The organism is Bacillus cereus group sp. BfR-BA-01330 (genome assembly GCF_022663885.1).
GTDB classification, from domain to species: domain Bacteria; phylum Bacillota; class Bacilli; order Bacillales; family Bacillaceae_G; genus Bacillus_A; species Bacillus_A cereus.
Genome location: NZ_JAKUGK010000010.1, coordinates 26,061 through 51,843, shown reverse-complemented (window position 1 = coordinate 51,843; position 25,783 = coordinate 26,061). Strand labels below are relative to the sequence as shown.

The window sequence follows — 25,783 nt, the reverse complement described above, 5'->3', positions numbered from 1 at the left end:
GCATCTCGAATGATTCGAGATGCATTTTTTTGGTATATATAGAAAAACATGTTCAGCATGAAAGAATGTGTAGCAACAGAAACTACAAGTACGATTATATATGGAAAGGAGACTATTTATGAAATATAAATGGTTATATATCGGTCTCATTTTTTCAATTATGATGGCACTTGTTCCAGTTTCAGCACTGGCTTATACAAATACTCCACATAACTGGGGAATCCCGCGTCCTAAAAATGAAACAGTACCAGATGCAGGAAAGTTATATACAGATTTACTACAAAAAAATGGCGGGTTTTATTTAGGAGATACGAAGAAAAAAGATATTTATTTAACATTTGATAATGGATATGAGAATGGATACACAGGGAAAATATTAGATGTATTAAAAGAGAAAAAAGTACCAGCAACTTTCTTTGTAACGGGGCATTACATTAAAACACAAAAAGATTTATTGTTAAGAATGAAGGATGAAGGACATATTATTGGAAACCATTCTTGGAGTCATCCTGATTTTACAGCGGTAAATGATGAGAAACTTCGTGAAGAATTAACAAGTGTAACGGAAGAAATTAAAAAAGTAACTGGGCAAAAAGAAGTGAAATATGTACGTCCTCCGCGCGGTGTATTTAGTGAAAGAACGTTAGCTCTTACGAAAGAAATGGGCTATTATAATGTATTTTGGTCACTTGCATTTTTGGATTGGAAAGTGGATCAGCAAAGAGGATGGCAATATGCGCATAATAATGTTATGACGATGATTCATCCAGGATCTATTTTATTACTTCATGCAATATCAAAAGATAATGCAGAAGCACTTGCGAAAATCATTGATGATTTGCGCGAGAAAGGGTATCATTTTAAAAGTCTAGATGACTTAGTAAAAGGCAATCAACCGTAAGCATGTATGCTTACGGTTTTCTCATGCTATAATGATGTGTAAAAAGGATGGGGAAACGTATGTGGAGCGAACATGTTACGTTAGAGTATCCGTATCATTTTGAAGAAGTATTAAAACGTTTATCTTTTGATCCTCTTAACGTCATTCAATTAGATGAGAAAGTTATTTATATCCCGCTTTGTATAGACGAGGAACAGGTTGTTGTTCGCTTACAAGGGATTGGTACTGTTCAAAATCCACAGTTTTGGATTTCTAGTCAGACAGGAGATCCAGAGAAAGTCATGAAACGAATGAGGGCCATTTTTCATTGGAATGAACCGTTTCAAGATATACAAAATCATTTTTTAAACACATCATTACGTCCACTATTTGAAACATATGCTTATACTCCAATTATTTTAGAATTTGATTATTTTGCTTGTCTGCTTCGCTGTATCATTCACCAACAAATAAATTTGAAATTTGCTACTGTGTTAACAGAACAATTTGTGAAACGGTATGGAACAGAGAAGAACGGTGTATTCTTTTTCCCCACTCCGGAAATAGTAGCAAATATTTCAATAGAAGAATTGAGAGAGCAGAAGTTTAGTCAGCGAAAGGCTGAATATATAGTAGGATTAGGTCGAAGTATTGTCAGTGGTACATTAAATTTAGCGAGTATAGAAAATGGGGCGGAAGAAGACATTTCAGCACAATTGTTGCCAATTAGGGGAATTGGTGCATGGACAGTGCAAAACTTTTTAATGTTTGGGCTTGGACGGAAAAATATGTTCCCGAAAGCGGACATTGGGATTCAGCGTGCAGTGCAAGGTATATTTCAATTAGATGATAAACCTGATGATGCATTTTTAGAAAAAGTGAAACAAGAGTGTGAACCATACTGCAGTTATGCAGCGTTATATTTATGGAAAAGTATAGAGTAGAGGTGTAATAATGATACAAAAGCAACATGAGAGTAAGTTGGAAGTTGGTCAAACGTTTCCTGTGACAATTAAACGTCTTGGGATTAACGGAGAAGGCGTTGGTTATTTTAAGAGACAAGTTGTTTTTATTCCAGGGGCATTACCAGGAGAAGAAGTTGTTGCAGAAACAACGAAAATTCAGCGTGGCTTCGCTGAAGCGAAAGTGAAAAAAGTTCGTAAAGCTTCACCGCATCGTGTGAAAGCACCGTGTCCAGTATATGAGGAGTGTGGCGGTTGTCAGCTGCAACATTTAGATTATAAAGAACAATTGAATCAAAAGCGTGATATCGTTGTACAAGCATTTGAGAAGTACATGAAAAATAGTATGGAAGAGAAAATTCGCCCAACGCTTGGCATGGAAAATCCATGGCATTATCGTAATAAGAGTCAATTACAAGTGGGGCGTAAAGACGAAAAGGTTATTACAGGGCTGTATAAACAAAACTCACATCAGTTAATTGATATCGCTCACTGTATGATTCAACATAAAGCAACGAATGAAGCGACAAAAGTTGTAAGACGTATTTTAGAAAAATTAAATGTTTCTATTTACAATGAGAAAAAACAAAAAGGTTTAGTACGCACAATTGTAACACGTACTGCAGTTCAAACAGGGGAAGTACAAGTTACACTTATTACAACAAAAGAAGAATTACCAAATAAAGAACAATTTATTGCAGAAGTACAAAAACAGATGCCAGCGGTTAAATCAATTATGCAAAATGTAAACTGGCGTAAAACATCTGTTATTTTTGGCGACAAAACATTTAAATTAGCTGGAAAAGAAGTCATTCAAGAAACACTTGGCGATTTATCATTTGAATTATCAGCACGTGCATTCTTCCAGTTGAATCCAGAGCAAACAGTTGTTTTGTATAATGAAGCGAAAAAAGCAGCTGCGTTAACAGGAAACGAGAAGATTGTGGATGCGTACTGTGGTGTTGGTACAATCGGTCTTTGGCTTGCAAATGATGCAGCGGAAGTACGTGGTATGGATGTAATTCCAGAAGCAATTGCAGATGCAAGAAAAAATGCAAAGCGTCACGGATTTACAAATACGAAATATGAAGCAGGTAAAGCTGAACAATGGTTACCGAAATGGGTAAAAGAAGGATGGCGTCCAGATGTAATTGTTGTCGACCCACCACGTACAGGTTGCGATGATAAATTACTGGAAACAATTTTAAAAGTGAAGCCGAAACAAGTTGTGTACGTGTCTTGTAATCCTTCTTCATTAGCACGTGATGTACAAGCATTAATGAAGAGCTATGAAGTGGAGTATGTGCAACCAGTTGATATGTTCCCGCATACAGCTCACGTAGAAAATGTAGTGAAGCTTGTTAGAAAGTAAAGTTTATTAATATTCCCTCATGGTATGAGGGAATATTTTCTATGAAGGAGAATATTATGCATAATTATAAATTAACGATTCAGTACGACGGTGCACGTTTTAAAGGATGGCAACGTCTCGGTAATAACGATAATACAATTCAAGGAAAAATCGAAAGTGTCATATCTGAAATGGTCGGAAAAGAAATTGAAATTATCGGTTGTAGTAGAACAGACGCTGGTGTACATGCTTTGAATCAAGTTGCTAACTTTCAAAGTGATGAGAAGTTAGTGGAACATAAAGTGAAAAAATATTTAAATCAATATTTACCTAACGATATTAGCATTACGAATGTGGAAGAAGTACATGATCGTTTCCATGCTCGTTACAATTCTAAAGCAAAAACATATCTGTATAAAATTTGGAATGAAGAGCATACAAATCCATTTATGCGTAAATATAGCATGCATGTGAATAAAAAATTAAATGTGAAAAGCATGAAAGCAGCTGCAAAACATTTAGTTGGTTCACATGACTTTACTGCTTTTTCAAATGCGAAATCAAAGAAAAAGTCTATGGTACGAGAAGTATATTCACTTGAAGTAATGGAAGAGGCAGGATTTGTACAAATTAGAGTAAGTGGCAACGGATTTCTTCATAACATGGTACGAAAAATTGTTGGAGCATTAATTGAAGTTGGATTAGGACAATTAGCTGCAGAGGCGATTCCACAAATTCTAGAGGCGAAACAACGTAATCAAATTAATTGTCTTGCTGAGGCAAGTGGGTTGTATTTAGAGAATGTTGAATTTTAATGGAAAATAAAAAAATCGGGCTAAGTAGCTCGATTTTTTTAGTATTACGAAGACTTTTTGTTTTTTATACGTAGCTTCAAATTCCAAAAGGCAGCAAGCATAATAGCTGCAAAGGAGCCAAAAATTGTTCCTAATAGCTTTGCATAAGGAGAGCTGCTTACATCGGCATTAATGAATAACATCATACAGAGCATGGCAGGGAAAAAGTATAAGTATTGTAATAACTTTAATTTTTTATCATTACTCATATATATAGACCCTTTCTAGCATGTTATATGTTTATTATAACATATTTTACCAAGTCATTTTTACACTTGGAGACATGTTTATTTCATACGTGTAAATGCAGTTTTTTAATTCGATATTGTAAGTTTTGCCTACTTAATCCTAAAAATTTTGCAGCTTGTGAGATGTTGCCATGATTCTCTTTAAGAATTTGATTAATGTAGTTCTTTTCCATTTTTTCTATTGTGTGTTTTAAAGTTTTAGGTGCATCAGTATTGTGAGTAGTTAGTGCATGTTGCATATTGAATTCTGTTTTTATTCGTTCGCGAAAGCGAGTAGGAAGATGAAACGCTGTAATGATGGTTTCATCTTCTATCAAGTTCATGGAACCTTCAATTATATGTTCCAACTCCCGTACGTTTCCAGGCCAATCGTAGGCATAGAAAAATTCTCTTACATTTACATCTACATCGGTTACGTTGAGCCCGAATTGAGTATTATATTTTTCAATAAAGTGCTGAACAAGAGCTGGAATATCTTCTTTTCTTTCACGTAAAGGCGGAAGACATAAAGTAACGACGCTTAATCGGTAATATAAGTCTTCTCTTAATCGATTATGTGCGATGGCTTCAAAGGGATCTTCATTGATAGTTGCTATAATGCGAACATCAATTTCTTTTTCGTGTGTACCTCCGATTCTTCGTATTGTTTTTTCTTGTATAGCCCGCAGCAACTTAGCTTGAAGTATTGGGCTTAATGAATTGATTTCATCTAATAACAAAGTTCCTCCGTTTGCTTCTTCGAATAAGCCTGATTTATCTATTGCTCCTGTAAAGGCACCACGATTTGTGCCAAATAGTAGGCTTTCCATTAAGGTATCAGGTATAGCGGCACAGTTTTGTGAAATAAAGGGTTTTGTTGAACGCTGACTTTCATTATGGATGCTTTGTGCAAATAGTTCTTTACCAGTGCCTGTTTCTCCTACTAGAAGTATGGAGGAAGATGTACGAATTACTCTTTTTCCTTCTGTAATGATTGATTGAATGGCTTCAGAATCACCAATTATGTGATCAAAGGTAAATTTAGTACTTTGTTTTCGAGAAGGACCTATTTTTATCGTTTGCTTTAAGTTACTAATTTCTTTTGATATTTCAATAGCGCCTTTAATTTTTCCATTTTCTATTATAGGGAAAGTATCGTTAAGCGTTGTAATTTCTTGTCCTTTATTGTTAAAATACGTTTGTTTTATATTTTTCTTTGTTTTTCCAAATTTTAATGCCTCTATAAGAGTACTATTTTTATTTTCCTCAAATGCGAATACTTCTAAAGGACTTTTATATAGCACATCTGAGCGCTCCATTGATTCAATTTCCATCATTTTGCGGTTATAGATAATCGTCTTACTTTCCTCATTAATAATATGAATTCCGATGTCGAGTTCATTGAGTAAAGTTTCATATAGCATATTCATTTCAATGATCTGTTTTAAATTAATTTCTTCTGTACGCATAGATTATCTTCTCCTCATTCCACCCTATGAAGACTGACTTTTTATAATTTTATTAAAATTCTTATAAAATCGCAAAAATTTTTTGCTATTTTCCTTTTAAAATCTCTGAAATGATAGAAAAATTTTGCGGTTATGAAGTTTTTTTTTTGAGAAACCTTCATTTTAAATAGGAATTGGAGATTGGTACGCATTTTGCATAAATAATAATTGATATATCTAAAGGAGGGATATGCAACGTTTCAGTACCAACTAATAAGAAGGAGGAGTGTATAAAGTGAAGACGGTTATAGAATGCGTGTATAGTCCTTGTTACGGGAAAGTAGAGAAGTTATTTGTTACGGAAAGTTCTTACGTATATGAGTGGGAGAAATTAGCATTAATTGAAACAATAGATAAACAGAAAGTAGAAATTAAGATAGGGATCAGTGGTTATATTGAATCATTAGAAGTAGTAGAAGGACAAGCTATTGCTGATCAAAAGTTATTAATAACAGTAAGGGATGACCTTTTAGTAACAGGCAGTGATTAATGTAAGTGACGTGTATTTTTGCTCTTTTAAATCATTATTTTTACGGTGAATAATTTTAAAAACGCTTACATTAAATGGGTTTACAAAGTGAAAAGGGGGGATTTATATGATGAATCAAAATCAAGGATTAAAAAGAGAATTGAAAAGCAGGCACATATTTATGATTGCACTTGGAGGCGTTATTGGTACCGGTCTTTTTTTAGGATCTGGGTATACAATTCATGAAGCTGGGCCTGGAGGAGCGATTGTAGCATATCTTGTTGGAGGATTTGTTATGTATTTAACGATGCTCTGTCTTGGAGAGTTAGCTGTTGCAATGCCTGACGCAGGATCTTATCAAACGTATGCGACAAAGCATATTTCTCCTGCAGCAGGTTATGTAGTTGGATGGATGTCATGGTTAAACTGGTCAGCTACGATAGGGATTGAACTAATTGCAGTTAGTATTTTAATGAAACGATGGTTTCCTGATGTACCTTCATGGATTTGGTGCGTAGTGTTTGCGGTACTCCTCTTTGCTATTAATGCGTTATCTTCAAGAAGTTTTGCGGAAGTTGAATTTTGGTTTGCAAGTATTAAAGTAATTACGATTATTGCATTTATTATTTTAGGCGGGGCAGCAATGTTTGGTTTTCTAGATATGAAAGGAAATGAACCAGCGCCGATGTTCTCTAGTTTTACTGATTATGGTGGATTGTTCCCCAATGGATTATCAGCCATTTTAATTACGATGATTGCAGTTAATTTTTCTTTCCAAGGAACAGAATTAGTTGGTATTGCAGCAGGTGAGAGTGAAAATCCAGAGAAAACAATCCCGAAGGCAATTAACAATACAGTTTGGCGTATACTTGTTTTCTTTGTACTATCTATTTTTATTCTTGCTGGACTATTCCCTTGGCAACAAGCGGGAGTAATTGAAAGTCCATTTGTAGTTGTATTTGATAAAATTGGTATTCCTTATGCAGCAGATATTATAAATTTTGTTATCATTACAGCAGTGCTATCCGTTGCGAATTCAGGGTTATATGCAACTTCTCGTATGCTATGGTCTATGTCTAATCAAGGAATGATTAGTCCGATTTTTGGTAAGTTATCTAAAAACGGTGTTCCTATTTATGCATTGATTGTAAGTACAATTGTAGGTTGCCTTTCATTACTATCAGGTATTTATGCGGAAGATACAGTTTATTTATGGCTACTTTCTATTGCCGGGTTCGGGGCGATATTAGTTTGGGCATCTATTGCTCTATCTAACTTATTAGCTAGAAGGTCATACATAAAGCAGGGCGGGGATGTGAAAGAATTGAAATTTAAAACACCATTGTATCCATTTGTACCACTTCTTGCGTTAGTATTAAATTTAACAGTAATCGTTGGAATGGCCTTTATTCCAGAACAAAGAATGGCATTGTATTGTGGTATTCCATTTATGATTGTTTGTTTACTGTTTTACCGTGCGACAAGAAATAAGGCACGTAAAGTAGAACATATTGAAAAGACAAATACGACGGAAGTAGAGAGCTTATAATATGAATTAATTTGGAGACTGTAAGATTTGTAAACAGTCTCTTTTTTTGTGAAAATAAAGCTGGAAACATACTATGTATGCAAAGGGGAATTAGCGATGAATCCAGAAGTTTCGCAGTTGTTAAAACAAATAGATTCAAGGAAAGAGGAATTGTTAGAACTTACAAAAACATTAATTCGTTTTGAAACACCAGCACCGCCGGCGAGAAATACAAATGAGGCACAACAATTTGTTGCAGAGTTTCTAAGAGAACGAAATTTTAGTGTTGATAAATGGGATGTATATCCTAATGATCCGAACGTTGTTGGTGTGAAAAAAGGGGCAAAAAGTGACTCATATAAAAGTCTTATTATTAATGGACATATGGATGTAGCTGAAGTATCGGCAGATGAGGCGTGGGAAACAAATCCGTTTGAGCCATTTATAAAAGATGGTTGGTTAGTTGGACGTGGTGCAGCTGATATGAAAGGGGGACTAGCTGGAGCGCTATTTGCTATTCAGCTATTACAAGAAGCTGGTATTGAATTACCTGGAGATTTAATCTTTCAATCCGTAATTGGAGAAGAAGTTGGAGAAGCTGGTACACTTCAATGCTGCAAAAGAGGTTATGATGCTGATTTTGCAGTCGTAGTGGATACGAGTAATTTACATATGCAAGGACAGGGCGGCGTAATTACTGGCTGGATTACTGTGAAAAGCCCTCAAACGTTTCATGATGCAACGCGTAGGCAAATGATTCATGCTGGAGGACGTTTATTTGGAGCGAGTGCAATTGAAAAAATGATGAAAATTGTGCAAAGTTTGCAAGAATTAGAGCGTCATTGGGCAGTTATGAAAACATATGAAGGCTATCCGTCTGGAACAACAACAATTAATCCAGCTGTTATTGAAGGTGGAAGACATGCAGCTTTTATTGCGGATGAGTGCCGGTTATGGATAACAGTGCACTTTTATCCGAATGAAACACATGAACAAATAATAAAAGAAATTGAAGAGTATATCGGTAAAGTAGCAGCTGCCGATCCATGGCTAAGTGAAAATCCACCACAATTTAAGTGGGGCGGAGAATCAATGATTGTGGATCGTGGCGAAATTTTCCCTTCTTTAGAAATAGATAGTGAACATACAGCTGTAAAAACGCTTAGCTCAGTACATGAATCAATTCTTTCTAAAAACGCAATTTTAGATATGTCTGCAACGGTAACGGATGGTGGTTGGTTTAGTGAATTTCATATTCCGGCTGTTATTTACGGACCAGGCACATTAGAGGAAGCTCATTCAATAAATGAGAAAGTAGAAGTAGAGCAGTTAATTGAATTTACAAAAGTAATAACAGCATTTATATATGAATGGTGCCACACGAAAAAATAGATTTGTATAGTAAAATCGTACGAGTATGTATACTTGTACGATTTTTTAGTGAACTATTTCAGAGGTGAAAATAAATAACTGAAATAGTTCTTTATTTTGCTATGTCTTTCGTTTTATTTCAAGTAATTTCTCTTTTGCTAATTCAACGGCGATCGCATCATCTAAATAGCCAATTGGAAAGAGATAGTCGGGAATAATATCTGTCGATAAAATGAAATACAGTAATGCGCTTCCAAGAACTGCACGTTCTTCTTTTGAAATGGTTTCATTGCAAAATTGTTGATACATATCTGTTAATTGTTCAATAAAAGGACCAGCACTATCAATTTGCTCTAATTTGCTCGCGAAACTGTCATGAATACGTTTTTCGCCTTCTGTTGTCTGGGCATAGCGTTCGTAATTTTCGAGTTCTTGTTTTACGCGAGTTGTAGTGTAATCGAAATCGAATAAGTTAGAGGATTGCAGCGTTTGCTGAATGGTATCAAGAGATGTGTACATATCTGTTTTTTCTTTATTAATGTGAGGAGAATCAGGGTACATTTCATCAAATAACAATTGGGGTGGAACTTGAAGACATTCTGCAAATTTTTGTAGATGTTTTTGTTTTGGCGGTTGTTTACCATTAATAATTCTTGAGACTGTTGCAGGATCAATATTTGTAAGTATTCCTAGTTGGCGCATAGATAAGGCGCGTTCTTTTAAAAGTTTTTTTATTAATTTGCCAAGCCGATCATTCGGGTTTTCATTAGCCATAGTGTAGGCACTCCTTTTTTAGTGTTGAAAAAATATTGAGCATTTATTACAAGTATATGAAACAGACAGGCACAGTTGCTCAACATTTTCATAATATGCATTGAAAAGTGAGAAAAAGGGGTGACTATTTATGAGTACGGTAGGCTTATTTTCAATTTTTTTAATCGGGATCGCTTCTAATTTAGATAATGCAGGTGTTGGAATTGCATATGGCATTCGTAAAATTCGTATTTCGTGGTTTAACAATTTTATCATCGCATTCTTTGGATTTTTATTTACTTTACTAGCTGGATTTTTTGGAAACTGGATTGCGTTATTTATTTCAGAGTTTACAGCAAATCTGATTGGAGCAATCGTTTTAGGGATAATCGGTGTGTTTATTTTATGTCAGCCTTTCTTGGGCCAAAAAAATACTGCAGGTTCTAAAGATGATAATGTACTTATGGGAATTTTACGTGATCCGGAAAAAGCAGATTTTGATGGTTCTAAAACAATTAGTTTCTCAGAAGCAATTGTTTTAGGAGTTGCGTTGTCTATTAATAATATTGCAGGTGGATTTGATGCAGGGGTAACAAATTTAAATCTTTGGCTTACAGCGACTATTTCTGGGGTGTTTAGTTTTATTTGTATTAGTGGTTTTGCGTATGTAGGAAAACGATTTTTAGCAGAATACTTAGGGAAATGGGCGACAATTATCGCAGGAGTATTATTAATTCTTATTGGGATCGATCAGTTGTTGTAAGGAGAGTAGAAAACAAGGTTCGAGTATTTCCTTGGAAATACAGCAAGGGATTGCATATATCGACGTACTTTTCTCCATACTAATACGGATTTCTTTTAAGAAAGGGGGATTTGTATGGGACGCGGGAAAGCATTTGATCATAAGAAAAAAGGGCATGATCATCAACCACCTAAAGGTGCGTTCATTCATAAAGATGTAAATGAACATACTTTGGAAGAGGAAGAGCTACCAGTAAATATTGAGGCGTATAAAAATAGTTTAAAAAAACATTAAAAGCACCTACATAGGTGCTTTTTTACCGTATATCTTCAATTAATTGTTCGGATTCTTCATGCATACTGTACTCACTTAATACTTGAATGCAAAGCCACTTTAATTCCTCAATCGTATGCTCAAGTTCTTCAGGAAGCACATGATAAATGTCTTCAAGTCCCATCCCGAAATGAATAAGTTCAAGTACTTGATCATCGATGTTCCGATCCATTAATAATTCAAGTACTTCTAAATTGAATATGTATCGGTGAGCTTCGTCGAGTGAAACAACTTTTAACTTCAAGCTTTCTACAATACTCAATATAAAAAGAAGGATTGTTTTTTCAAGAACAGGTTGTTTTCCCATTTGAAATATTAGTTTCATCTTTCACACCTCCACATATAGCGCTAGGTTGTACTATATTATTCAGGAGGGGGGAACAAATATGCATGATATAGAGAAACTTTCAGCACTGTTTTTGTAAGAGTATTGATAACTGACAAAAGGGAGGTTTTGGCGAAATAAAAAATCCTGCTAGTATAGCAGGATAACTCGCGATTAAAAAATGCTCCAACCTTCTTGAGCAGAAAGAAGTTCAAGAATTTTAAAACCAGCAATACTATTTCCGTTTGCATCTAAAGCTGGTCCGAAAATACCGATTCCCATGTCTCCTTTTACGCAGCCAAAAATACCACCGGCTACACCACTTTTTGCAGGAATACCAACACGAATTGCAAATTCACCAGATTCGTTATACATACCACATGTGACCATAAATGTTTTGCAAATTTTTGTAATATGCTTAGGGATAATTTGTTTTTTCTTATATGGGTCATATCCATCCATTGCAAAAATTAAGCCGATACGTGCTAAATCGATGCAGTTTACTTCAACTGCGCATTGACGAGTATATAAATCCATAAGTTCTTCAATATCACAATCGATAATTCCGTTTTGTTTCATATAATAACAAAGTGAACGGTTTAGATAAGCTGTCTCTAATTCTGAATCGGCAACTTTAGAGGAATAATTAATAGTAGGATTATCTGTTATTTCACGTACAAAGTGAAGAATACGTTCCATTTTTTCCTCGTTATCTTTTCCTGCTAACATGCTTGTAATAGCTAATGCTCCTGCATTTATCATTGGATTAAGGGGTTTGGACGGACTTGTCGTTTCTAACTTAATAATAGAATTAAATGGGTCACCCGTTGGTTCCATTCCAACTTTAGAAAATACATATTCTTCACCACGGTCTAAAAGGGCAAGGGCAAGTGTAATTACTTTGGAAATACTTTGAAGAGTAAATAGTGTTTGTGAGTTGCCTGCATGGATATATTCTGTTTCTTTATGGAAAATGGCAATCCCTAAATCGTCTGGATTTGCATTTCCTAGTTCGGGGATATAAGTAGCAAGTTTGCCTTTTTTCGTATATGGTTTTACTTGTTCTAACAACTGTTGTAAGTTGTTTGTTTCAATGCACTGCATAGTACCAACGCTCCTATTTTGAATTAACTAAGTTTACTTTTCCCGATATGCTCGGAAATAAATAATAACATGAAAAAGTGGAATGATAAAACGAAAGTTCAATGTGATATAATAGGTCTTTCGTTTCGAGTATTCTGTATTTTAAAAAGGAGAATTTTCCTTTTATATAACAGTTTGGAAATAGGAGATTTATCCATAAAAAGTTCAGAAATAAAAACTACACATCTATACAACTATATGTTATTATGGTTATGTAATAGAAAGCGTTTTCTAAAGCGTACTTATAATGATAACGATTTCATAAATTAAATTAGGGGGAATTAAAATGTTGCAGTTTTTACAACGTATTGGTAAAGCTTTAATGCTTCCGATCGCAGTACTACCAGCAGCAGGATTATTGCTTCGTTTAGGGCAACCAGATGTATTTGATATTCCTGTTATGGCACAGGCCGGCGCAGCAGTTTTTGATAACTTAGCACTTATTTTTGCAATTGGTATTGCAATCGGTCTTTCAGTGGATGGTAGTGGTGCAGCAGGTCTTGCAGGTGCAATTGGTTATCTTGTTATGAAAAATAGTATTGATGCACTTAGCAAAGGGTATTCAACTGCTGAATTACAAGGTAAATTAGGTAAAGTCCAAGATTTAATAGGTAATAGCGCAAATGTAGATCCATCTAAGCTTGCGGATACAATGACACAAGTATCTAAGGCTGCTGAATTATCGACTAAAGTAGATATGAAAGTTTTAGGTGGTATTATTGTTGGTGTTATAGCAGGACTTCTTTATAATAAATTCCATAAGATTAAACTTCCAGAATGGTTAGGTTTCTTTGCTGGAAAACGTTTCGTTCCAATTGTTACATCAGTTGTGATGCTGATATTAGGAATTCTATTTGCACAAATTTGGCCAACAATTCAAAATGGTATTGATGCATTAGCTCATGGAATTGTTAATTTAGGTGCAATTGGTTCAGGATTATTTGGTTTATTAAACCGTTTATTAATCCCAATTGGTTTACACCACGTAATGAACACATACTTCTGGTTTGTATTTGGGGACTTTACAAATGCAGCAGGTAATGTTGTTAATGGTGATATTGCTCGTTTCCTTGCAGGTGACAAAACAGCAGGTATGTTTATGACTGGTTTCTTCCCAGTTATGATGTTCGGTTTACCAGCAGCATGTTTCGCAATGATTGCAGCTGCTAAACCAGAAAAGCGTAAAGCAGTTACTGGTATGTTAGCTGGTCTAGCATTAACTTCATTCTTAACTGGTATTACAGAGCCTATTGAATTCTCATTCATGTTCTTATCACCAGTATTATATGGTATTCATGCTGTACTAACAGGTCTTTCTTTATTCATTACAACATCACTTGGCATTCATGATGGTTTCTCATTTAGTGCCGGTGCAATCGATTATGCTTTAAACTTCGGTATTGCAACAAAACCAGTCTTACTAGCAGGTATCGGTTTAATTTACGCAGCAATTTATTTCATAGTATTCTACTTCTTAATTAAGAAGTTCGATTTAAAAACTCCTGGTCGTGAAGATGACGATGAGTTAGTTGAAGATGGTGATGCACCAGTTGCAGGTTCAATTGGTGAAACTTACGTAGCAGCTTTAGGCGGAAAAGAAAACTTAACAGTTATTGATAACTGTGCAACACGTCTACGCTTACAAGTAAAAGATGCTGGTCAAGTAAATGAAGCAGCATTAAAACGTGCTGGTGCAAAAGGTGTTATGAAATTAAGTAATACTAGTGTACAAGTTATCGTAGGTACAAATGTTGAATCTGTTGCCGATGATATGAAAAAACACGTATAAATAATGAGATAAGAGGATGTCCCAAAAGATTGATAACATCAATTTTTTAGAGGATATCCTCTTTTTTTTGTTAATAATTTAACGGGAATCTTACTTTTGTAAATTTTCTTTTTCTTTTTTGTACATATAGGTTGGTAATATGTGCAGTGCGTGATAAAGTAGGGATGATATAGAATGGATTATCCATAATCTACTAAAATAAATCTTTAGTAGAGGAATTAAATTATTGGTGAGTAAGGGGAAAAAAGCAATTATGGATCAGGAAAAAAATAATGCGAATGGGAAAGCACATCGGCCGATTGTATACATAAAAAGAACAATCATTCTCGTCTTACTATTATCACTTGTATATTTCATGTATACAAAAATTGTTGCGCATAATAAGAAAGAAGAAACTTTAAAAGCGGCAGCAGAAATGAAGAAACAAGAAGAGTTAAAAAAGAAAGAAGAAAAAAAGAAACAAGAAGTACAGAAGCAAAAACAAAAAGAGCAGGAAGAACAAATGAAGCAAGCGCAAGCAGCGGAGAAACCTGCTGAAGGACCACCTCAAGAAATTAATGAAAACGCTCAATTGGACCAGTATTTACAAAACGCAGGATTTAGCGGGACAGCTGTTATTGTGAAGAACGGAAAAGTTCTTCTGAATAAAGGGTACGGTATGGCAAATAAAGAGCAGCAAGTACCGAATAATTCAGAGACGACTTTTTATATTGGTTCTATTTCAAAGGCGTTTGTAGCAACTGCTATTATGCAATTGAAAGATCAAAATAAATTACAAGTAGAAGATACTGTTGCGAAGTATATTCCAGATTTTCCACAAGGTAATAATATTCAGCTAAAACATCTATTAACACATACATCAGGGATTCCCGAATATGAGCAGGGAAAAGAAGATATTTCTCATGAAGAACTGATAAAGCGGATAGGAAATCAAAAGCGTATTGGTGGTCCGGGAGAGAAGTGGAAGTATTCTGATTCGAACTACTCTATACTTGCTTATATTGCAGAGAAGGTAAGTGGGCAGTCACTCGAAGAATATATTAAACAACATATTTTTGCTACTGCGGGTATGAAACATTCTGGCTTTGGCACAGCGTTAGAACAAACAAGATTCCCATCAACGGGTTATAAAATAGTAAATAATAATATGACAACGCCTAATATTCCAAGCATGTCACAACTTTATGGTTGTGGTGATATATATACGAGTGCACATGATTTATATTTATTTAATGAGGCGTTATACTCTGGAAAATTAATTTCAAAAGAGAGTTACGATCAAATGTTTACGGGTGGAAAAAAGGGTTACGGGTTTGGATGGTACGTAGACCCAGGAAGCTATTCGAATCATGGTGTAATGCCAGGTTGGAATTGCTTAAACGGATTTAGTAAAAATGGTAGTGTATATGTTGTTTTATTATCTAACATTCAAAATAATATTAAATCATTTGGTAAAGTGAATAATGACATTTATTCGATATTGCGGAATATTGAAGTGTAAGAAACTATCCTTTTGGATAGTTTTTTTTATGCTCTGAAACAAATATTTCTTTTAGAAAATGTATGTCTTACCTATCACAAAAATATCCATTTTGTATACATTAAGATGTATGGATGTAAAATTTTATAATCTAAAAATAATAGGAGGAGAAGTGTATGTGTCTGTTCAGAAAATATTGGCATAAATTATCAAGATTGTTTAATAGACAATTAGATTATTTTTTAGATAATAAGTTATTGCCTGCTGTGGAAAGACTTTTATTTTCACAAAACTTCGCGAGATTTATTCAAAGAAACTCTAAGCAAGCTACGGAAGAAGTTATTGAATCAAGTAGATTTCAATCTATTATTTGTAACATTTTAAAAGAATGCAATACATCACCTTTTAAAGAAATTGCAAAGCAGTATTTAGGTAAAAGCGTAGAGATTACGGTGACAGTTGGACAATTAACAGGTGTTATTGTAGCAGTTGGTGATGACTTTTTAACATTGCAAGAAGGAATAGGAACTGAAGTTTTATTACCATTTACAAGTATTATATCAATTAAAGAAGCTTAAGAAAGGAGAGTTATATATGTTATTTACTGATGAATTACGTAACCATGTTGGAGAACTAGTGCAAGTTGTGACAGCTGTAGAAATCATTGTAGGCGTTCTTTTATCTGTGACGGATGGGGCAGTAATTGTTCGTACTTCTCCTTCTTATGGACCACCAGAAGATGTAGTTGTGCGTATTCCTATTATTGCTTATGTTCGCTTGGAAGGGTAAGAGTGATACAAGTATGAGAGTGTCAGTTGTTATTCCAGTGCATAATGAAGCAAGTACTTTATCAAAAGTTTTAGTAGAGGTAAGAAAGCTCGAACCATATGAAGTTATCATAGTAGATAATGGATCGACAGATGGGACGAAGGAAATAGCATTACAGCATAATTGCCGTGTGATTTATTATAGATATTCTCTTGGTAATGATGTGGGACGGGCAATTGGTGCTAGAGAAGCAAAAGGCGAGATTGTTTTGTTTTTAGATGGTGATATCGTCATGAAAAGTGAAGAATTATACAATTTTATTAAAGGAATACGACAAGGACATGAGATTGTTTTAAATAATTTAACATGGTCCGTTTACTTGAAGATGAGACCGCATTATACGACGGTTGGAAAATATATGTTAAATCGTTATTTGAACAAGAAAGAGTTTGTTGTAGGATCTTTAATTGCAATACCACATGCGATAAGTCGTAAAGTGATTGAAAAACTGGGGTGGTGGAATTTAGCAGATCCAGCATTATTTCAAGCGATGGCGATGTCTAGAGGAGTAGATATTTCTGATATGGCTTCAGTTGATGTCATCTACACAAATAAAGTTCGTCCTGTGCATACTGGTACATCGTCTGGCTCTCCTTATCCGAAAGCGACTAGTCGTATTATGGGTGATCATTTGCGAGCTTTACAATACGTAATCGAAACATATGGTAAACGCGGTGGTTTTTCAGAGGACAATAGAGATAGAGAGTTTGTAGGAAAGTATAAACCAGTTTTATTACAAAAGAATAAAGCGAAATATAGTGCCATTATCCCAGTATCAGAAGAGAAAATAACCATAAGGTCTGTTATAAAAGAAGTGAAAGAAGCAGGTGTAGATGAAATTATAGTTGTCGCGAATGGAGCAGATGTTGAGACTGTTAAACAGGCAAAGCTAGAGAATGTTATTGTTGTTGAGTTTACGAAGGCGCTTGGACATAATGTAGCACGAGCAATAGGTGCCATGCATGCTACGGCAGATATTTGTTTATTCGTTGATAGTGATCTTGTTATTCCAGCAAAAAAACTCACTCTATTTTTACATGCTGTTGAAGATGGAAATGACGTGGTGTTAAATGATTTACAATGCTTATTAGATATGTTTCATCCAGCAGATCCAATTAGTATGGGAAAATACTTTGTGAATTTGATAGCGAAACGACCAGATTTATGGAATAACTCACTAACTGCTGTACCACATGCCATTCATAAGAAGGTAATAGAGAAAATAGGATATGATTCCCTTATCATTCCGCCATTAGCACAAGTGAAAGCTATTTTAGAAGGATTCTCTATTACAACAGTAGAGTTAGTAGATGTTATAAAAACAAATCGCGTACGTCCAGAGCAACACGAATTTGTAAATGGGCGTATTTCAGCGTTTGATCGTATTTTCGGTGATCAACTTGAAGCGGTTGCGTATTTATTACAATGTACGGACGAACGTGGTGGTTTTACAGATGGAGATAGAGATAGAGATGTAATTCAACAATTGAGAAGGGAAGAAGAGAATACAAATGAATAGTAGTCGTGTACGTCCAGAGCAACACGAATTTGTAAATGGGCGTATTTCAGCATTTGATCGTATTTTCGGTGATCAACTTGAAGCGGTTGCGTATTTATTACAATGTACGGACGAACGTGGTGGTTTTACAGATGGAGATAGAGATAGAGATGTAATTCAACAATTGAGAAGGGAAGAAGAGAATACAAATGAATAGTAGTAAAGTAGCTATTATTGGGCTAGGGTATGTTGGCCTTCCTTTAGCGGTACATTTTGCAGAAAGAGGGCATACAGTACTTGGATTAGATAAAGATATTAGAAAAATAGACTCAATTATAAAAGGAGAAAGTTATATTCCGGATGTTTCTTCTAAAGAGTTACAAAGTTTATTGACGAAAAAAAAATTAACAGTAAATACACCGGATCAAGGCATTGCTGATTTTCAAAATAGTGATTATGTTATTGTCACTGTCCCGACTCCAATTAATGAACAAAGAGAACCAGATTTAAGTGCCCTCATTTCAGCTTCGCATTATATACAACAAAACCTTCAAAAAGGACAAACCTTCATTTTTGAAAGCTCCACATATCCAGGTACACTTGAAGAAGTCATCCTACCTATTATTTCTCAAAATGGTAAAAAGGTAGGGGAAGATTTCTATATCGGATATTCCCCTGAGAGAATTGATCCAGCAAATAGTCAATATTCAGTTCAAGCTATTCCAAAAGTTATTAGTGGACAAACAGAAAAGTGTAAACAAAAGGTACAGGATTTATATAGTACCATTTTTGACGAAGTTGTACCTGTTAGCTCTCCGAAAGTAGCAGAGATGTGCAAGCTATTTGAAAATATTCAGCGCTTAGTTAACATTTCTTTAGTAAATGAACTAAACACACTATGTGAAAGTTTAGGCATTGATTTTTATGAGGCCATTGAAGCGGCATCTACAAAACCATTTGGGTTTACTCCGTATTGGCCAGGGCCAGGGATAGGGGGACACTGTATTCCCGTAGACCCTTTATATTTTCAATGGAGAATAAAAAAGAATGGGGCAATTAGTCAATTAATTGAGGCTGCACATATAATTAATGAAGAAATGCCAGAGAAAATGGTCCGGAAAGTAAAAAGTGTGGTGCAATTACCTGCAACGGTGTTAATTGTAGGGATTGCGTATAAAAAAGATGTAAATGATTTGAGAGAATCACCAGCGTTACCGATTATTCAATTATTAAGAAATCAAGGATACGAGATAGAATATCATGATCCTTATATTTCTTCCGCGGAAATTGGAGATAAGGTGTACCAATCTGTTTCTTTAGATGAAGAAAAAGTTAAAAAAGCGGATTGTATTTTAATTTTAACGGATCATTCTAATATTGATTGGAAGCTTTTTAAAGGAATGGATCGAGTAATAGATACACGCGGGATTGTAAAGAAGGTGAGTAAATGAGTAAGAAATGTTTAATTACAGGTGGGGCCGGATTTATCGGGTCGCATTTAGCTGAAGAGTTGATGAGAAGAGGTTATGAGGTCACTGTTGTGGATAACTTTTATAAAGGTAAAAATAAGTACCATAAAGAGTTAATGAAAGAAATCCGTGTTATTCCAATAAGTGTTTTAGATAAAAATTCTATTTATGAATTAGTAGATCAGCATGATGTCGTGTTTCATTTAGCAGCAATTTTAGGTGTGAAAACAACAATGGAAAAAAGTATAGAGCTCATAGAAACGAATTTTGATGGGACGAGAAATGTTTTACAAGCAGCGTTAAAAGGAAAGAAGAAAGTAGTTTTTGCTTCTACTTCAGAAGTATATGGTAAGGCCAAGCCGCCTTTCTCTGAAGAGGGAGATCGATTGTACGGGGCAACTTCTAAAATTCGTTGGAGTTATGCAGTTTGTAAAACGTTGGAAGAGACATTATGTTTAGGGTACGCATTAGAAGGTTTACCAGTAACGATTGTTCGATACTTTAATATTTATGGTCCAAGAGCGAAAGATGGTCCATATGCAGGAGTAATCCCGCGATTTATCCGCGCGGCACTGCAAGGAGAAGACATTCTCGTATATGGAGATGGAAAGCAGACACGTTGTTTTACGTATATAAGTGATGCGGTAGAGGCAACGATTCGGGCAATGGATGAGAAGGTAAATGGTGAGATTATTAATATAGGTTCTGAGAATGAAAAGAGCATAAAAGAAGTAGCAGAAGTAATTAAAAAATTAACGAATTCTTCTTCGAAGATTGTCCAAGTGCCTTTTGAAGAAGTATATCCTCATGGTTTTGAAGAAATTCCAAATAGAAGACCAGATGTAACAAAATTAAAAGAGCTTGTTCAATTTCAGGCGAAAGTAACGTGGGAAAACGGATTGAAGGAAACAATTAAGTGGTTTCGTGAACAAAACAATGGCTAAGTCATTATCTGTTATTATTCCTGCATGTAATGAGGTCGATACGATTTCAGACGTTATTCAATCGGTAAGACCATTAAATCCAGTAGAAATCATTGTAGTAGCAAACGGTTGTAATGATGGAACAGAAGATGTTGCAGATCGTTTAGGGTGTAAAGTAATCAAGCATACAGAGCTACTAGGGAACGATGTTGGACGTGCAGTCGGCGCAAAACATGCGATAGGTGATGTATTACTATTTATAGATGGTGATTTTGCTATTCCAACTTCAAAATTAAAATTATTCCTTAATCCGATTTTATACGATCAGGCAGATGTAGTTTTAAATAATTTGGATGCATTATTTTTAAAAAGACAAAAAACCACTTCTATTACAGTATGGCGCCAAATATTAAATGCAATGTTAGAGCGTGAAGAATTAAAAATGAATTCTTTATTAGATGTACCTCATGCGCTGACGAAAGAAGTCGTTCAAAGCATCGGATATGAATGTTTTGTTAATCCTATTGTGGCTCATTTACGCCTAGTTCAAAGTAAATGGAGAATTAGTCGTCATTGTGCTATTGACGTTATTACGCCGAATAAATTTCGTCCATTCCAGCATGCTGCATATGGGACAAATCTTTCCCAATCTGAAAAAAGAATGATAGGTGATCATATAGAAGCAGTAGCAGAACGGATATTAAGCAGTGATGAGCGCGGAGGATATTATGATGGAAATAGGAAAAGGGATAGTGTCTATCATACTTTAAGTTTTGAAGAGTTTTATCAAGGGTGGGGTGTTACATCTGATTTCTATAAAGGAAAGCAACTATCGGTTGTTATTCCCGTACAAGATGAAGAGAAAACAATTGGAAACGTTATAGAAGAGCTTCGCAAAATTGAACCCTTCGAAATTATCGTTGTCGTAAATGGTTCGTCAGATAAAACGAAAAAAATTGCAAAAGACAAAGGGGCAACGACAATTGTATATAAAGAAGCACTCGGAAATGATGTGGGGCGCTCACTTGGAACGTATTTTGCAAAAGGAGAAATTGTGTTATTTATAGATGGCGATTTTGTTATTCCAGCGAGTGAGCTATATCCTTTTGCGAAAGCTATTGCAGATGGAACAGATGTTGCATTAAATGATCTAAATCATTATTTAGATTTAAGAGTACCGCTTCATCTTGTAACTGCATTTAAATATGCATTAAATTTAGCTTGTGATAGAAAAGATCTAGGCGTAGGCTCTCTTATCGCTGTACCGAATGCGTTTAGCCGTAAGTGTTTGAAAGAAATTGGGTATAGATCTTTACTGGCGCCGTGTGTAGCCCAAGTGAAAGCTATTCTTTCAGGATTTGAAGTTGCATGTGTAAGTCGTGTTGAGGTCGATAAGATGAACCGTATTCGTCCCAGTGAACATTTTGCTAAAATAGGTCATCCACCAGCTGTACTTCGAATTATAGGTGATCATATAGAAGGACTAGATCAAATAATTGCATTAACAGACAATCGTGGCGGATTCTATGATGGCAATAGAAAAAGAGATGTTTTATAGAAGTAACAAAAAAAGTGTACAACATGTGTACACTTTTTTGTTCTGTTATAAAAACTATAACAGATTAGGAGATAAGAGTATTACAGCTCTACAATGGGTATTGTTCTTATATTACAAAATAGGACTCGTATATAAGGATACCAAAAAAATACAATTAAGGAAAGGGTTAATTTTAAAGACTTTTAAATGAAGTTAACACTATATATATAGTAGTTTGCTCAATATTTCACAAACATGTCACAACTATTTCGTTCACTTTCGTAAAAAAGTAGTATTCTAAGTGTGTAAGCTGTTATATAAAAAATCTTAGTCCTGTACTAATCAAAAATGGAGGAGATTAGGATGACTCAAGTATTAGAAAATGTTAAAAACGCATGGGAAAACTTTAAAGGTGAAAAATGGAAAGCAGAGATTGATGTTCGCGATTTCATTTTAAATAATGTAAACGTTTTCGAAGGGGACGAATCTTTCTTAGCAGAAGCAACTGAAGCAACGAAACAACTTTGGGATCAAGTAATGGATTTAACAACGAAAGAACGTGAAAACGGTGGCGTTCTTGATATGGATACAAAAATTGTTTCTTCTATTACATCACATGACCCAGGATACTTAAATAAAGATATTGAAAAAGTAGTCGGTTTCCAAACTGATAAACCATTTAAACGTTCTTTACAACCATATGGTGGTATTCGTATGGCAGAACAAGCTTGTGAATCTTATGGATACGAAATGGATAAAGAACTTAGTCGTATTTTTAGAGAGTGGAGAAAAACTCATAACCAAGGTGTATTTGATGCATACACACCAGAAATGAGAAATGCACGTAAATCAGGTGTTATTACTGGTCTTCCAGATGCATACGGACGTGGACGTATTATCGGTGACTATCGCCGAGTAGCGTTATATGGTATTGATCATTTAATTGAAGCGAAAAAAGCTGATTTGAATTTAACTGGTGGTGTAATGAGCGAAGATACAATGCGTTTACGCGAAGAGTTATCTGAGCAAATGCGTGCACTTCAAGAGTTAAAAGAAATGGCTGCTTCTCATGGCTTCGATATTTCTAAGCCAGCAACAAATGCACAAGAAGCATTCCAATGGTTATACTTCGCATACCTTGCAGCGATTAAAGAGCAAAACGGAGCTGCAATGAGTCTTGGACGTACTTCTACATTCTTAGATATTTACATTGAAAGAGATTTAGCAAATGGTACTTTAACAGAAGAAGAAGTACAAGAAATTGTAGATCACTTCATTATGAAATTACGTCTTGTGAAATTCGCAAGAACACCTGATTATAATGAATTATTCTCTGGTGACCCAACTTGGGTAACTGAATCTATCGGTGGTATGGCATTAGATGGTCGTCCATTAGTAACAAAGAACTCATTCCGTTTCTTGCATACATTAGATAATTTAGGACCAGCTCCAGAACCAAACTTAACTGTTCTTTGGTCTAAACAATTACCAGAGAACTTTAAAAACTACTGTGCGAAAATGTCTATTAAAACATCAGCAATTCAATATGAAAATGATGACATTATGCGTCCTGAATACGGCGATGATTACGGTATTGCATGTTGCGTATCTGCAATGAGAATCGGTAAACAAATGCAGTTCTTCGGAGCTCGTGCAAACTTAGCGAAAGCATTATTATATGCGATTAACGGTGGTAAAGATGAAAAGTCAAAAGCACAAGTTGGTCCTGAGTACGCACCAATTACTTCTGAAGTATTAAATTATGAAGAAGTTATGCATAAGTTTGATATGACAATGGAATGGTTAGCGGGTCTATATTTAAACACATTAAATGTTATCCATTACATGCATGATAAATATAGCTATGAACGTATTGAAATGGCACTTCATGATACAAACGTTCTTCGTACAATGGCAACAGGTATCGCTGGTCTATCTGTAGTAGCAGATTCATTAAGTGCAATTAAGTACGCAAAAGTAAAACCAATTCGTGATGAAAATGGTATTGCAGTTGACTTCGAGATTGAAGGAGATTTCCCTAAATACGGTAACAATGATGATCGTGTAGATGAGATTGCTGTAAATCTTGTAAAAACATTTATGAATAAACTTCGTAAACATAAAACATACAGAAACTCTGTTCATACAATGTCAATCTTAACAATCACATCTAACGTTGTTTACGGTAAGAAAACTGGTAATACTCCAGATGGCCGCCGTACTGGAGAACCATTTGCACCAGGTGCGAACCCAATGCATGGACGCGATACAAAAGGTGCATTAGCTTCATTATTATCTGTGGCTAAATTACCATATGAAGATGCACAAGATGGTATTTCTAATACATTCTCTATTATTCCGAAAGCACTTGGTAAAGAAGATGATGTACAAGTACGTAACTTAGTATCAATGCTTGATGGCTATGCAGTAAAAGAAGGGCACCACTTAAATATTAACGTATTTAACCGTGAAACATTAATGGATGCAATGGAACATCCTGAGAAGTATCCACAATTAACAATTCGTGTATCTGGTTATGCTGTAAACTTTATTAAATTAACTCGTGAACAACAAATTGATGTAATTAACCGTACAATGCATGAAAGCATGTAAATGAAAAAAGGTGTCCCTTCGCTCTTAATATATAGCGAAGGGAGGCTGTTTCAATAAAGGAGGAAGTAACATGGTAAAAGGAAGAATACATTCTGTAGAGTCTTGTGGTACTGTTGATGGCCCGGGGATTCGTTATGTCATATTTACACAAGGGTGTTTATTACGTTGTCAATATTGTCATAATGCTGATACGTGGGAAATCGGTAAAGGTAAAGAAATAACAGTTGAAGAAGTGATGCAGGATGTGACATGTTACCTTCCATTTATTGAAGCTTCCGGAGGCGGTATAACAGTTAGCGGTGGAGAGCCATTATTACAGCTAGACTTTTTAATTGAGTTGTTTAAAAAGTGTAAAGCGGCTGGTATCCATACAACAATCGACTCTTCGGGTGGTTGTTATTCTGAGGAACCAGAATTTCAAAATAAGCTAGATATTTTAATGGATTATACAGATTTAGTTTTATTGGATCTGAAACATATCGATTCCAAAAAGCATCGTAAATTAACAGGGAAACCAAATGAACATATTTTACAATTTGCTCGTTATTTATCGGATAAGAATAAACCGATTTGGGTACGACACGTATTAGTTCCTGGTGTTACGGATAATGAAGAGGATCTACAAAAACTATCTAGCTTTATTCAAAGTCTGTCTAATGTTCAAAAAGTTGAAGTGTTACCATATCATAAGCTTGGTGTATATAAATGGGAGGCGCTTGGACACAAGTATCCACTCGCAAATGTAGAACCACCTACTGAGAAAAATGTAGAACATGCTAAATATATTTTACAAGCGGTCTAATCCAAATATTGGATTAGGCTTTTTGCTTTCTTTACAATAAAATCTAGAGTATATATTGATAAAAGATTATACTGAAAGTAGAATATCCATAATTTTGTACGGAATAAATGGAGAAATTTACATAATTGTAAAGGGAAATCAAAATAGTAAAAAGAATTAAGAAGTAAAAGAGTGAGTATCATGGAATAGAGAACATTTGTAAGTTATTGCGAAAGCTCTTATAGGAAAGTATAATGTAAAGATATGAGCACAGATAGGATTAAGGGGTCAATCTTATATGCTTTGCATATCCACGACAGGTACATAGCTGAAAGGGAATTATTAGAATCTGTTTATGTAATTTTTAAGGAAAATGTTTTTCCTATTGTCGTATATGCAATATGGAGAAACAAAAAGCT

25 protein-coding genes and 2 pseudogenes are annotated in these 25,783 nt (G+C 35.0%); 22 read left to right on the top strand and 5 right to left on the bottom strand.

Going from position 1 to position 25,783, the window contains the following annotated elements:
- The first annotated feature begins 118 nt into the window (after positions 1-118).
- The 4 genes from pdaA to truA are packed head-to-tail and all read left to right on the top strand — an operon-like array spanning position 119 to position 4,008.
- The gene (gene pdaA, locus MR112_RS24885) at positions 119-901 is read left to right on the top strand and encodes a delta-lactam-biosynthetic de-N-acetylase (protein ID WP_000875956.1); all 783 of its coding nucleotides are present in this window, start codon (positions 119-121) and stop codon (positions 899-901) included.
- 59 nt (positions 902-960) lie between these two features.
- Positions 961-1,824 carry a DNA-3-methyladenine glycosylase family protein gene (locus MR112_RS24880; protein WP_242245550.1) on the top strand — a complete coding sequence of 288 codons (864 nt, stop codon included), beginning with the start codon at positions 961-963 and terminating at the stop codon, positions 1,822-1,824.
- Positions 1,825-1,834: 10 nt separating this feature from the next.
- On the top strand, positions 1,835-3,214 hold the full coding sequence (gene rlmD / locus MR112_RS24875; RefSeq protein ID WP_000615206.1) for a 23S rRNA (uracil(1939)-C(5))-methyltransferase RlmD: 1,380 nt from the start codon (positions 1,835-1,837) through the stop codon (positions 3,212-3,214).
- Between the two features lie 56 nt (positions 3,215-3,270).
- Positions 3,271-4,008, top strand: coding sequence for a tRNA pseudouridine(38-40) synthase TruA (truA, locus tag MR112_RS24870; RefSeq protein WP_242245540.1), 738 nt, complete (start codon positions 3,271-3,273; stop codon positions 4,006-4,008).
- Between the two features lie 44 nt (positions 4,009-4,052).
- Here the strand turns inward: truA and MR112_RS24865 are convergent, their stop codons facing one another.
- Complete coding sequence (locus MR112_RS24865) at positions 4,053-4,256, bottom strand: hypothetical protein (RefSeq protein WP_098583962.1); 204 nt, start codon at positions 4,254-4,256, stop codon at positions 4,053-4,055.
- An 83-nt stretch (positions 4,257-4,339) separates the two neighbouring features.
- A complete protein-coding gene (locus MR112_RS24860) occupies positions 4,340-5,743 on the bottom strand; it encodes a sigma-54 interaction domain-containing protein (protein WP_242245531.1) in 1,404 nt (467 codons plus the stop codon).
- A 274-nt stretch (positions 5,744-6,017) separates the two neighbouring features.
- Here MR112_RS24860 and MR112_RS24855 point away from each other — a divergent pair, with 274 nt between their 5' ends.
- From MR112_RS24855 to MR112_RS24845, 3 genes are all read left to right on the top strand, one after another.
- A complete protein-coding gene (locus MR112_RS24855) occupies positions 6,018-6,272 on the top strand; it encodes a biotin/lipoyl attachment domain-containing protein (RefSeq protein ID WP_000859480.1) in 255 nt (84 codons plus the stop codon).
- A 106-nt stretch (positions 6,273-6,378) separates the two neighbouring features.
- Positions 6,379-7,800 carry an amino acid permease gene (locus tag MR112_RS24850; protein WP_000981865.1) on the top strand — a complete coding sequence of 474 codons (1,422 nt, stop codon included), beginning with the start codon at positions 6,379-6,381 and terminating at the stop codon, positions 7,798-7,800.
- A 48-nt stretch (positions 7,801-7,848) separates the two neighbouring features.
- A complete protein-coding gene (locus MR112_RS24845) occupies positions 7,849-9,171 on the top strand; it encodes an acetylornithine deacetylase (protein WP_141540719.1) in 1,323 nt (440 codons plus the stop codon).
- Positions 9,172-9,270: 99 nt separating this feature from the next.
- Here MR112_RS24845 and MR112_RS24840 read toward each other — a convergent pair whose 3' ends face one another.
- Positions 9,271-9,924, bottom strand: a complete 654-nt coding sequence (locus MR112_RS24840) for a DUF1232 domain-containing protein (RefSeq protein ID WP_001262772.1) — start codon at positions 9,922-9,924, stop codon at positions 9,271-9,273.
- Positions 9,925-10,054: 130 nt separating this feature from the next.
- Here MR112_RS24840 and ytaF point away from each other — a divergent pair, with 130 nt between their 5' ends.
- Together ytaF and MR112_RS24830 are read left to right on the top strand one after the other, a co-directional pair.
- Entirely contained in the window at positions 10,055-10,666 is a 612-nt protein-coding gene (ytaF, locus tag MR112_RS24835) for a sporulation membrane protein YtaF (RefSeq protein WP_048656516.1), read from the top strand.
- A 114-nt stretch (positions 10,667-10,780) separates the two neighbouring features.
- Positions 10,781-10,939, top strand: coding sequence for a hypothetical protein (locus MR112_RS24830; protein ID WP_000532409.1), 159 nt, complete (start codon positions 10,781-10,783; stop codon positions 10,937-10,939).
- A gap of 22 nt (positions 10,940-10,961) precedes the next feature.
- On the opposite strand, the gene MR112_RS24825 is transcribed toward MR112_RS24830, so the two are convergent.
- Positions 10,962-11,303 (bottom strand): DUF3969 family protein, encoded by a 342-nt coding sequence (locus MR112_RS24825; protein ID WP_000766604.1) that lies wholly within the window; start codon positions 11,301-11,303, stop codon positions 10,962-10,964.
- Between the two features lie 174 nt (positions 11,304-11,477).
- Entirely contained in the window at positions 11,478-12,407 is a 930-nt protein-coding gene (glsA, locus tag MR112_RS24820) for a glutaminase A (RefSeq protein ID WP_001149850.1), read from the bottom strand.
- 69 nt (positions 12,408-12,476) lie between these two features.
- On the opposite strand from glsA, the pseudogene MR112_RS29005 reads away from it, so the two are divergent.
- From MR112_RS29005 to pflA, 13 genes and pseudogenes are all read left to right on the top strand, one after another.
- A pseudogene (locus MR112_RS29005) lies at positions 12,477-12,591 on the top strand (transcriptional regulator).
- A 141-nt stretch (positions 12,592-12,732) separates the two neighbouring features.
- The gene (gene nagE, locus MR112_RS24815) at positions 12,733-14,235 is read left to right on the top strand and encodes an N-acetylglucosamine-specific PTS transporter subunit IIBC (protein WP_000938900.1); all 1,503 of its coding nucleotides are present in this window, start codon (positions 12,733-12,735) and stop codon (positions 14,233-14,235) included.
- 253 nt (positions 14,236-14,488) lie between these two features.
- Positions 14,489-15,736, top strand: coding sequence for a serine hydrolase domain-containing protein (locus tag MR112_RS24810; protein WP_242245530.1), 1,248 nt, complete (start codon positions 14,489-14,491; stop codon positions 15,734-15,736).
- 155 nt (positions 15,737-15,891) lie between these two features.
- On the top strand, positions 15,892-16,293 hold the full coding sequence (locus MR112_RS24805) for an LSm family protein (RefSeq protein WP_000335532.1): 402 nt from the start codon (positions 15,892-15,894) through the stop codon (positions 16,291-16,293).
- A 16-nt stretch (positions 16,294-16,309) separates the two neighbouring features.
- A complete protein-coding gene (locus MR112_RS24800) occupies positions 16,310-16,504 on the top strand; it encodes an LSm family protein (RefSeq protein ID WP_000899470.1) in 195 nt (64 codons plus the stop codon).
- A gap of 13 nt (positions 16,505-16,517) precedes the next feature.
- The gene (locus MR112_RS24795; protein WP_242245529.1) at positions 16,518-18,062 is read left to right on the top strand and encodes a glycosyltransferase family 2 protein; all 1,545 of its coding nucleotides are present in this window, start codon (positions 16,518-16,520) and stop codon (positions 18,060-18,062) included.
- Positions 18,055-18,258: pseudogene (locus MR112_RS24790) on the top strand (glycosyltransferase family 2 protein); the annotation flags it as partial. The gene MR112_RS24795 and the pseudogene MR112_RS24790, both read left to right, overlap by 8 nt.
- Positions 18,251-19,492, top strand: coding sequence for a nucleotide sugar dehydrogenase (locus MR112_RS24785; protein WP_001088925.1), 1,242 nt, complete (start codon positions 18,251-18,253; stop codon positions 19,490-19,492). The pseudogene MR112_RS24790 and the gene MR112_RS24785, both read left to right, overlap by 8 nt.
- Complete coding sequence (locus MR112_RS24780) at positions 19,489-20,454, top strand: NAD-dependent epimerase/dehydratase family protein (protein ID WP_242245527.1); 966 nt, start codon at positions 19,489-19,491, stop codon at positions 20,452-20,454. Before MR112_RS24785 ends, MR112_RS24780 begins: the two co-directional genes overlap by 4 nt.
- Positions 20,447-21,991 carry a glycosyltransferase family 2 protein gene (locus MR112_RS24775; protein WP_013141734.1) on the top strand — a complete coding sequence of 515 codons (1,545 nt, stop codon included), beginning with the start codon at positions 20,447-20,449 and terminating at the stop codon, positions 21,989-21,991. Before MR112_RS24780 ends, MR112_RS24775 begins: the two co-directional genes overlap by 8 nt.
- Positions 21,960-22,181 carry a hypothetical protein gene (locus MR112_RS24770; RefSeq protein ID WP_002094217.1) on the top strand — a complete coding sequence of 74 codons (222 nt, stop codon included), beginning with the start codon at positions 21,960-21,962 and terminating at the stop codon, positions 22,179-22,181. Before MR112_RS24775 ends, MR112_RS24770 begins: the two co-directional genes overlap by 32 nt.
- Before the next feature lie 152 nt (positions 22,182-22,333).
- Positions 22,334-24,583, top strand: coding sequence for a formate C-acetyltransferase (gene pflB, locus MR112_RS24765; RefSeq protein WP_000195471.1), 2,250 nt, complete (start codon positions 22,334-22,336; stop codon positions 24,581-24,583).
- A 70-nt stretch (positions 24,584-24,653) separates the two neighbouring features.
- Positions 24,654-25,385: a pyruvate formate-lyase-activating protein gene (pflA, locus tag MR112_RS24760; RefSeq protein WP_000238458.1), complete on the top strand. Its 732-nt coding sequence runs from the start codon at positions 24,654-24,656 to the stop codon at positions 25,383-25,385.
- The last annotated feature ends 398 nt before the right edge of the window (positions 25,386-25,783 follow it).

Coding starts and splice junctions, on each gene's coding strand:
- pdaA (WP_000875956.1), top strand. CDS start 119: ATGAAATATAAATGGTTATATATCGGTCTCATTTTTTCAATTATGATG.
- MR112_RS24880 (WP_242245550.1), top strand. CDS start 961: ATGTGGAGCGAACATGTTACGTTAGAGTATCCGTATCATTTTGAAGAA.
- rlmD (WP_000615206.1), top strand. CDS start 1,835: ATGATACAAAAGCAACATGAGAGTAAGTTGGAAGTTGGTCAAACGTTT.
- truA (WP_242245540.1), top strand. CDS start 3,271: ATGCATAATTATAAATTAACGATTCAGTACGACGGTGCACGTTTTAAA.
- MR112_RS24865 (WP_098583962.1), bottom strand. CDS start 4,256: ATGAGTAATGATAAAAAATTAAAGTTATTACAATACTTATACTTTTTC.
- MR112_RS24860 (WP_242245531.1), bottom strand. CDS start 5,743: ATGCGTACAGAAGAAATTAATTTAAAACAGATCATTGAAATGAATATG.
- MR112_RS24850 (WP_000981865.1), top strand. CDS start 6,379: ATGATGAATCAAAATCAAGGATTAAAAAGAGAATTGAAAAGCAGGCAC.
- MR112_RS24840 (WP_001262772.1), bottom strand. CDS start 9,924: ATGGCTAATGAAAACCCGAATGATCGGCTTGGCAAATTAATAAAAAAA.
- ytaF (WP_048656516.1), top strand. CDS start 10,055: ATGAGTACGGTAGGCTTATTTTCAATTTTTTTAATCGGGATCGCTTCT.
- MR112_RS24830 (WP_000532409.1), top strand. CDS start 10,781: ATGGGACGCGGGAAAGCATTTGATCATAAGAAAAAAGGGCATGATCAT.
- MR112_RS24825 (WP_000766604.1), bottom strand. CDS start 11,303: ATGAAACTAATATTTCAAATGGGAAAACAACCTGTTCTTGAAAAAACA.
- glsA (WP_001149850.1), bottom strand. CDS start 12,407: ATGCAGTGCATTGAAACAAACAACTTACAACAGTTGTTAGAACAAGTA.
- nagE (WP_000938900.1), top strand. CDS start 12,733: ATGTTGCAGTTTTTACAACGTATTGGTAAAGCTTTAATGCTTCCGATC.
- MR112_RS24810 (WP_242245530.1), top strand. CDS start 14,489: ATGGATCAGGAAAAAAATAATGCGAATGGGAAAGCACATCGGCCGATT.
- MR112_RS24805 (WP_000335532.1), top strand. CDS start 15,892: ATGTGTCTGTTCAGAAAATATTGGCATAAATTATCAAGATTGTTTAAT.
- MR112_RS24800 (WP_000899470.1), top strand. CDS start 16,310: ATGTTATTTACTGATGAATTACGTAACCATGTTGGAGAACTAGTGCAA.
- MR112_RS24795 (WP_242245529.1), top strand. CDS start 16,518: ATGAGAGTGTCAGTTGTTATTCCAGTGCATAATGAAGCAAGTACTTTA.
- MR112_RS24785 (WP_001088925.1), top strand. CDS start 18,251: ATGAATAGTAGTAAAGTAGCTATTATTGGGCTAGGGTATGTTGGCCTT.
- MR112_RS24780 (WP_242245527.1), top strand. CDS start 19,489: ATGAGTAAGAAATGTTTAATTACAGGTGGGGCCGGATTTATCGGGTCG.
- MR112_RS24775 (WP_013141734.1), top strand. CDS start 20,447: ATGGCTAAGTCATTATCTGTTATTATTCCTGCATGTAATGAGGTCGAT.
- MR112_RS24770 (WP_002094217.1), top strand. CDS start 21,960: ATGATGGCAATAGAAAAAGAGATGTTTTATAGAAGTAACAAAAAAAGT.
- pflB (WP_000195471.1), top strand. CDS start 22,334: ATGACTCAAGTATTAGAAAATGTTAAAAACGCATGGGAAAACTTTAAA.
- pflA (WP_000238458.1), top strand. CDS start 24,654: ATGGTAAAAGGAAGAATACATTCTGTAGAGTCTTGTGGTACTGTTGAT.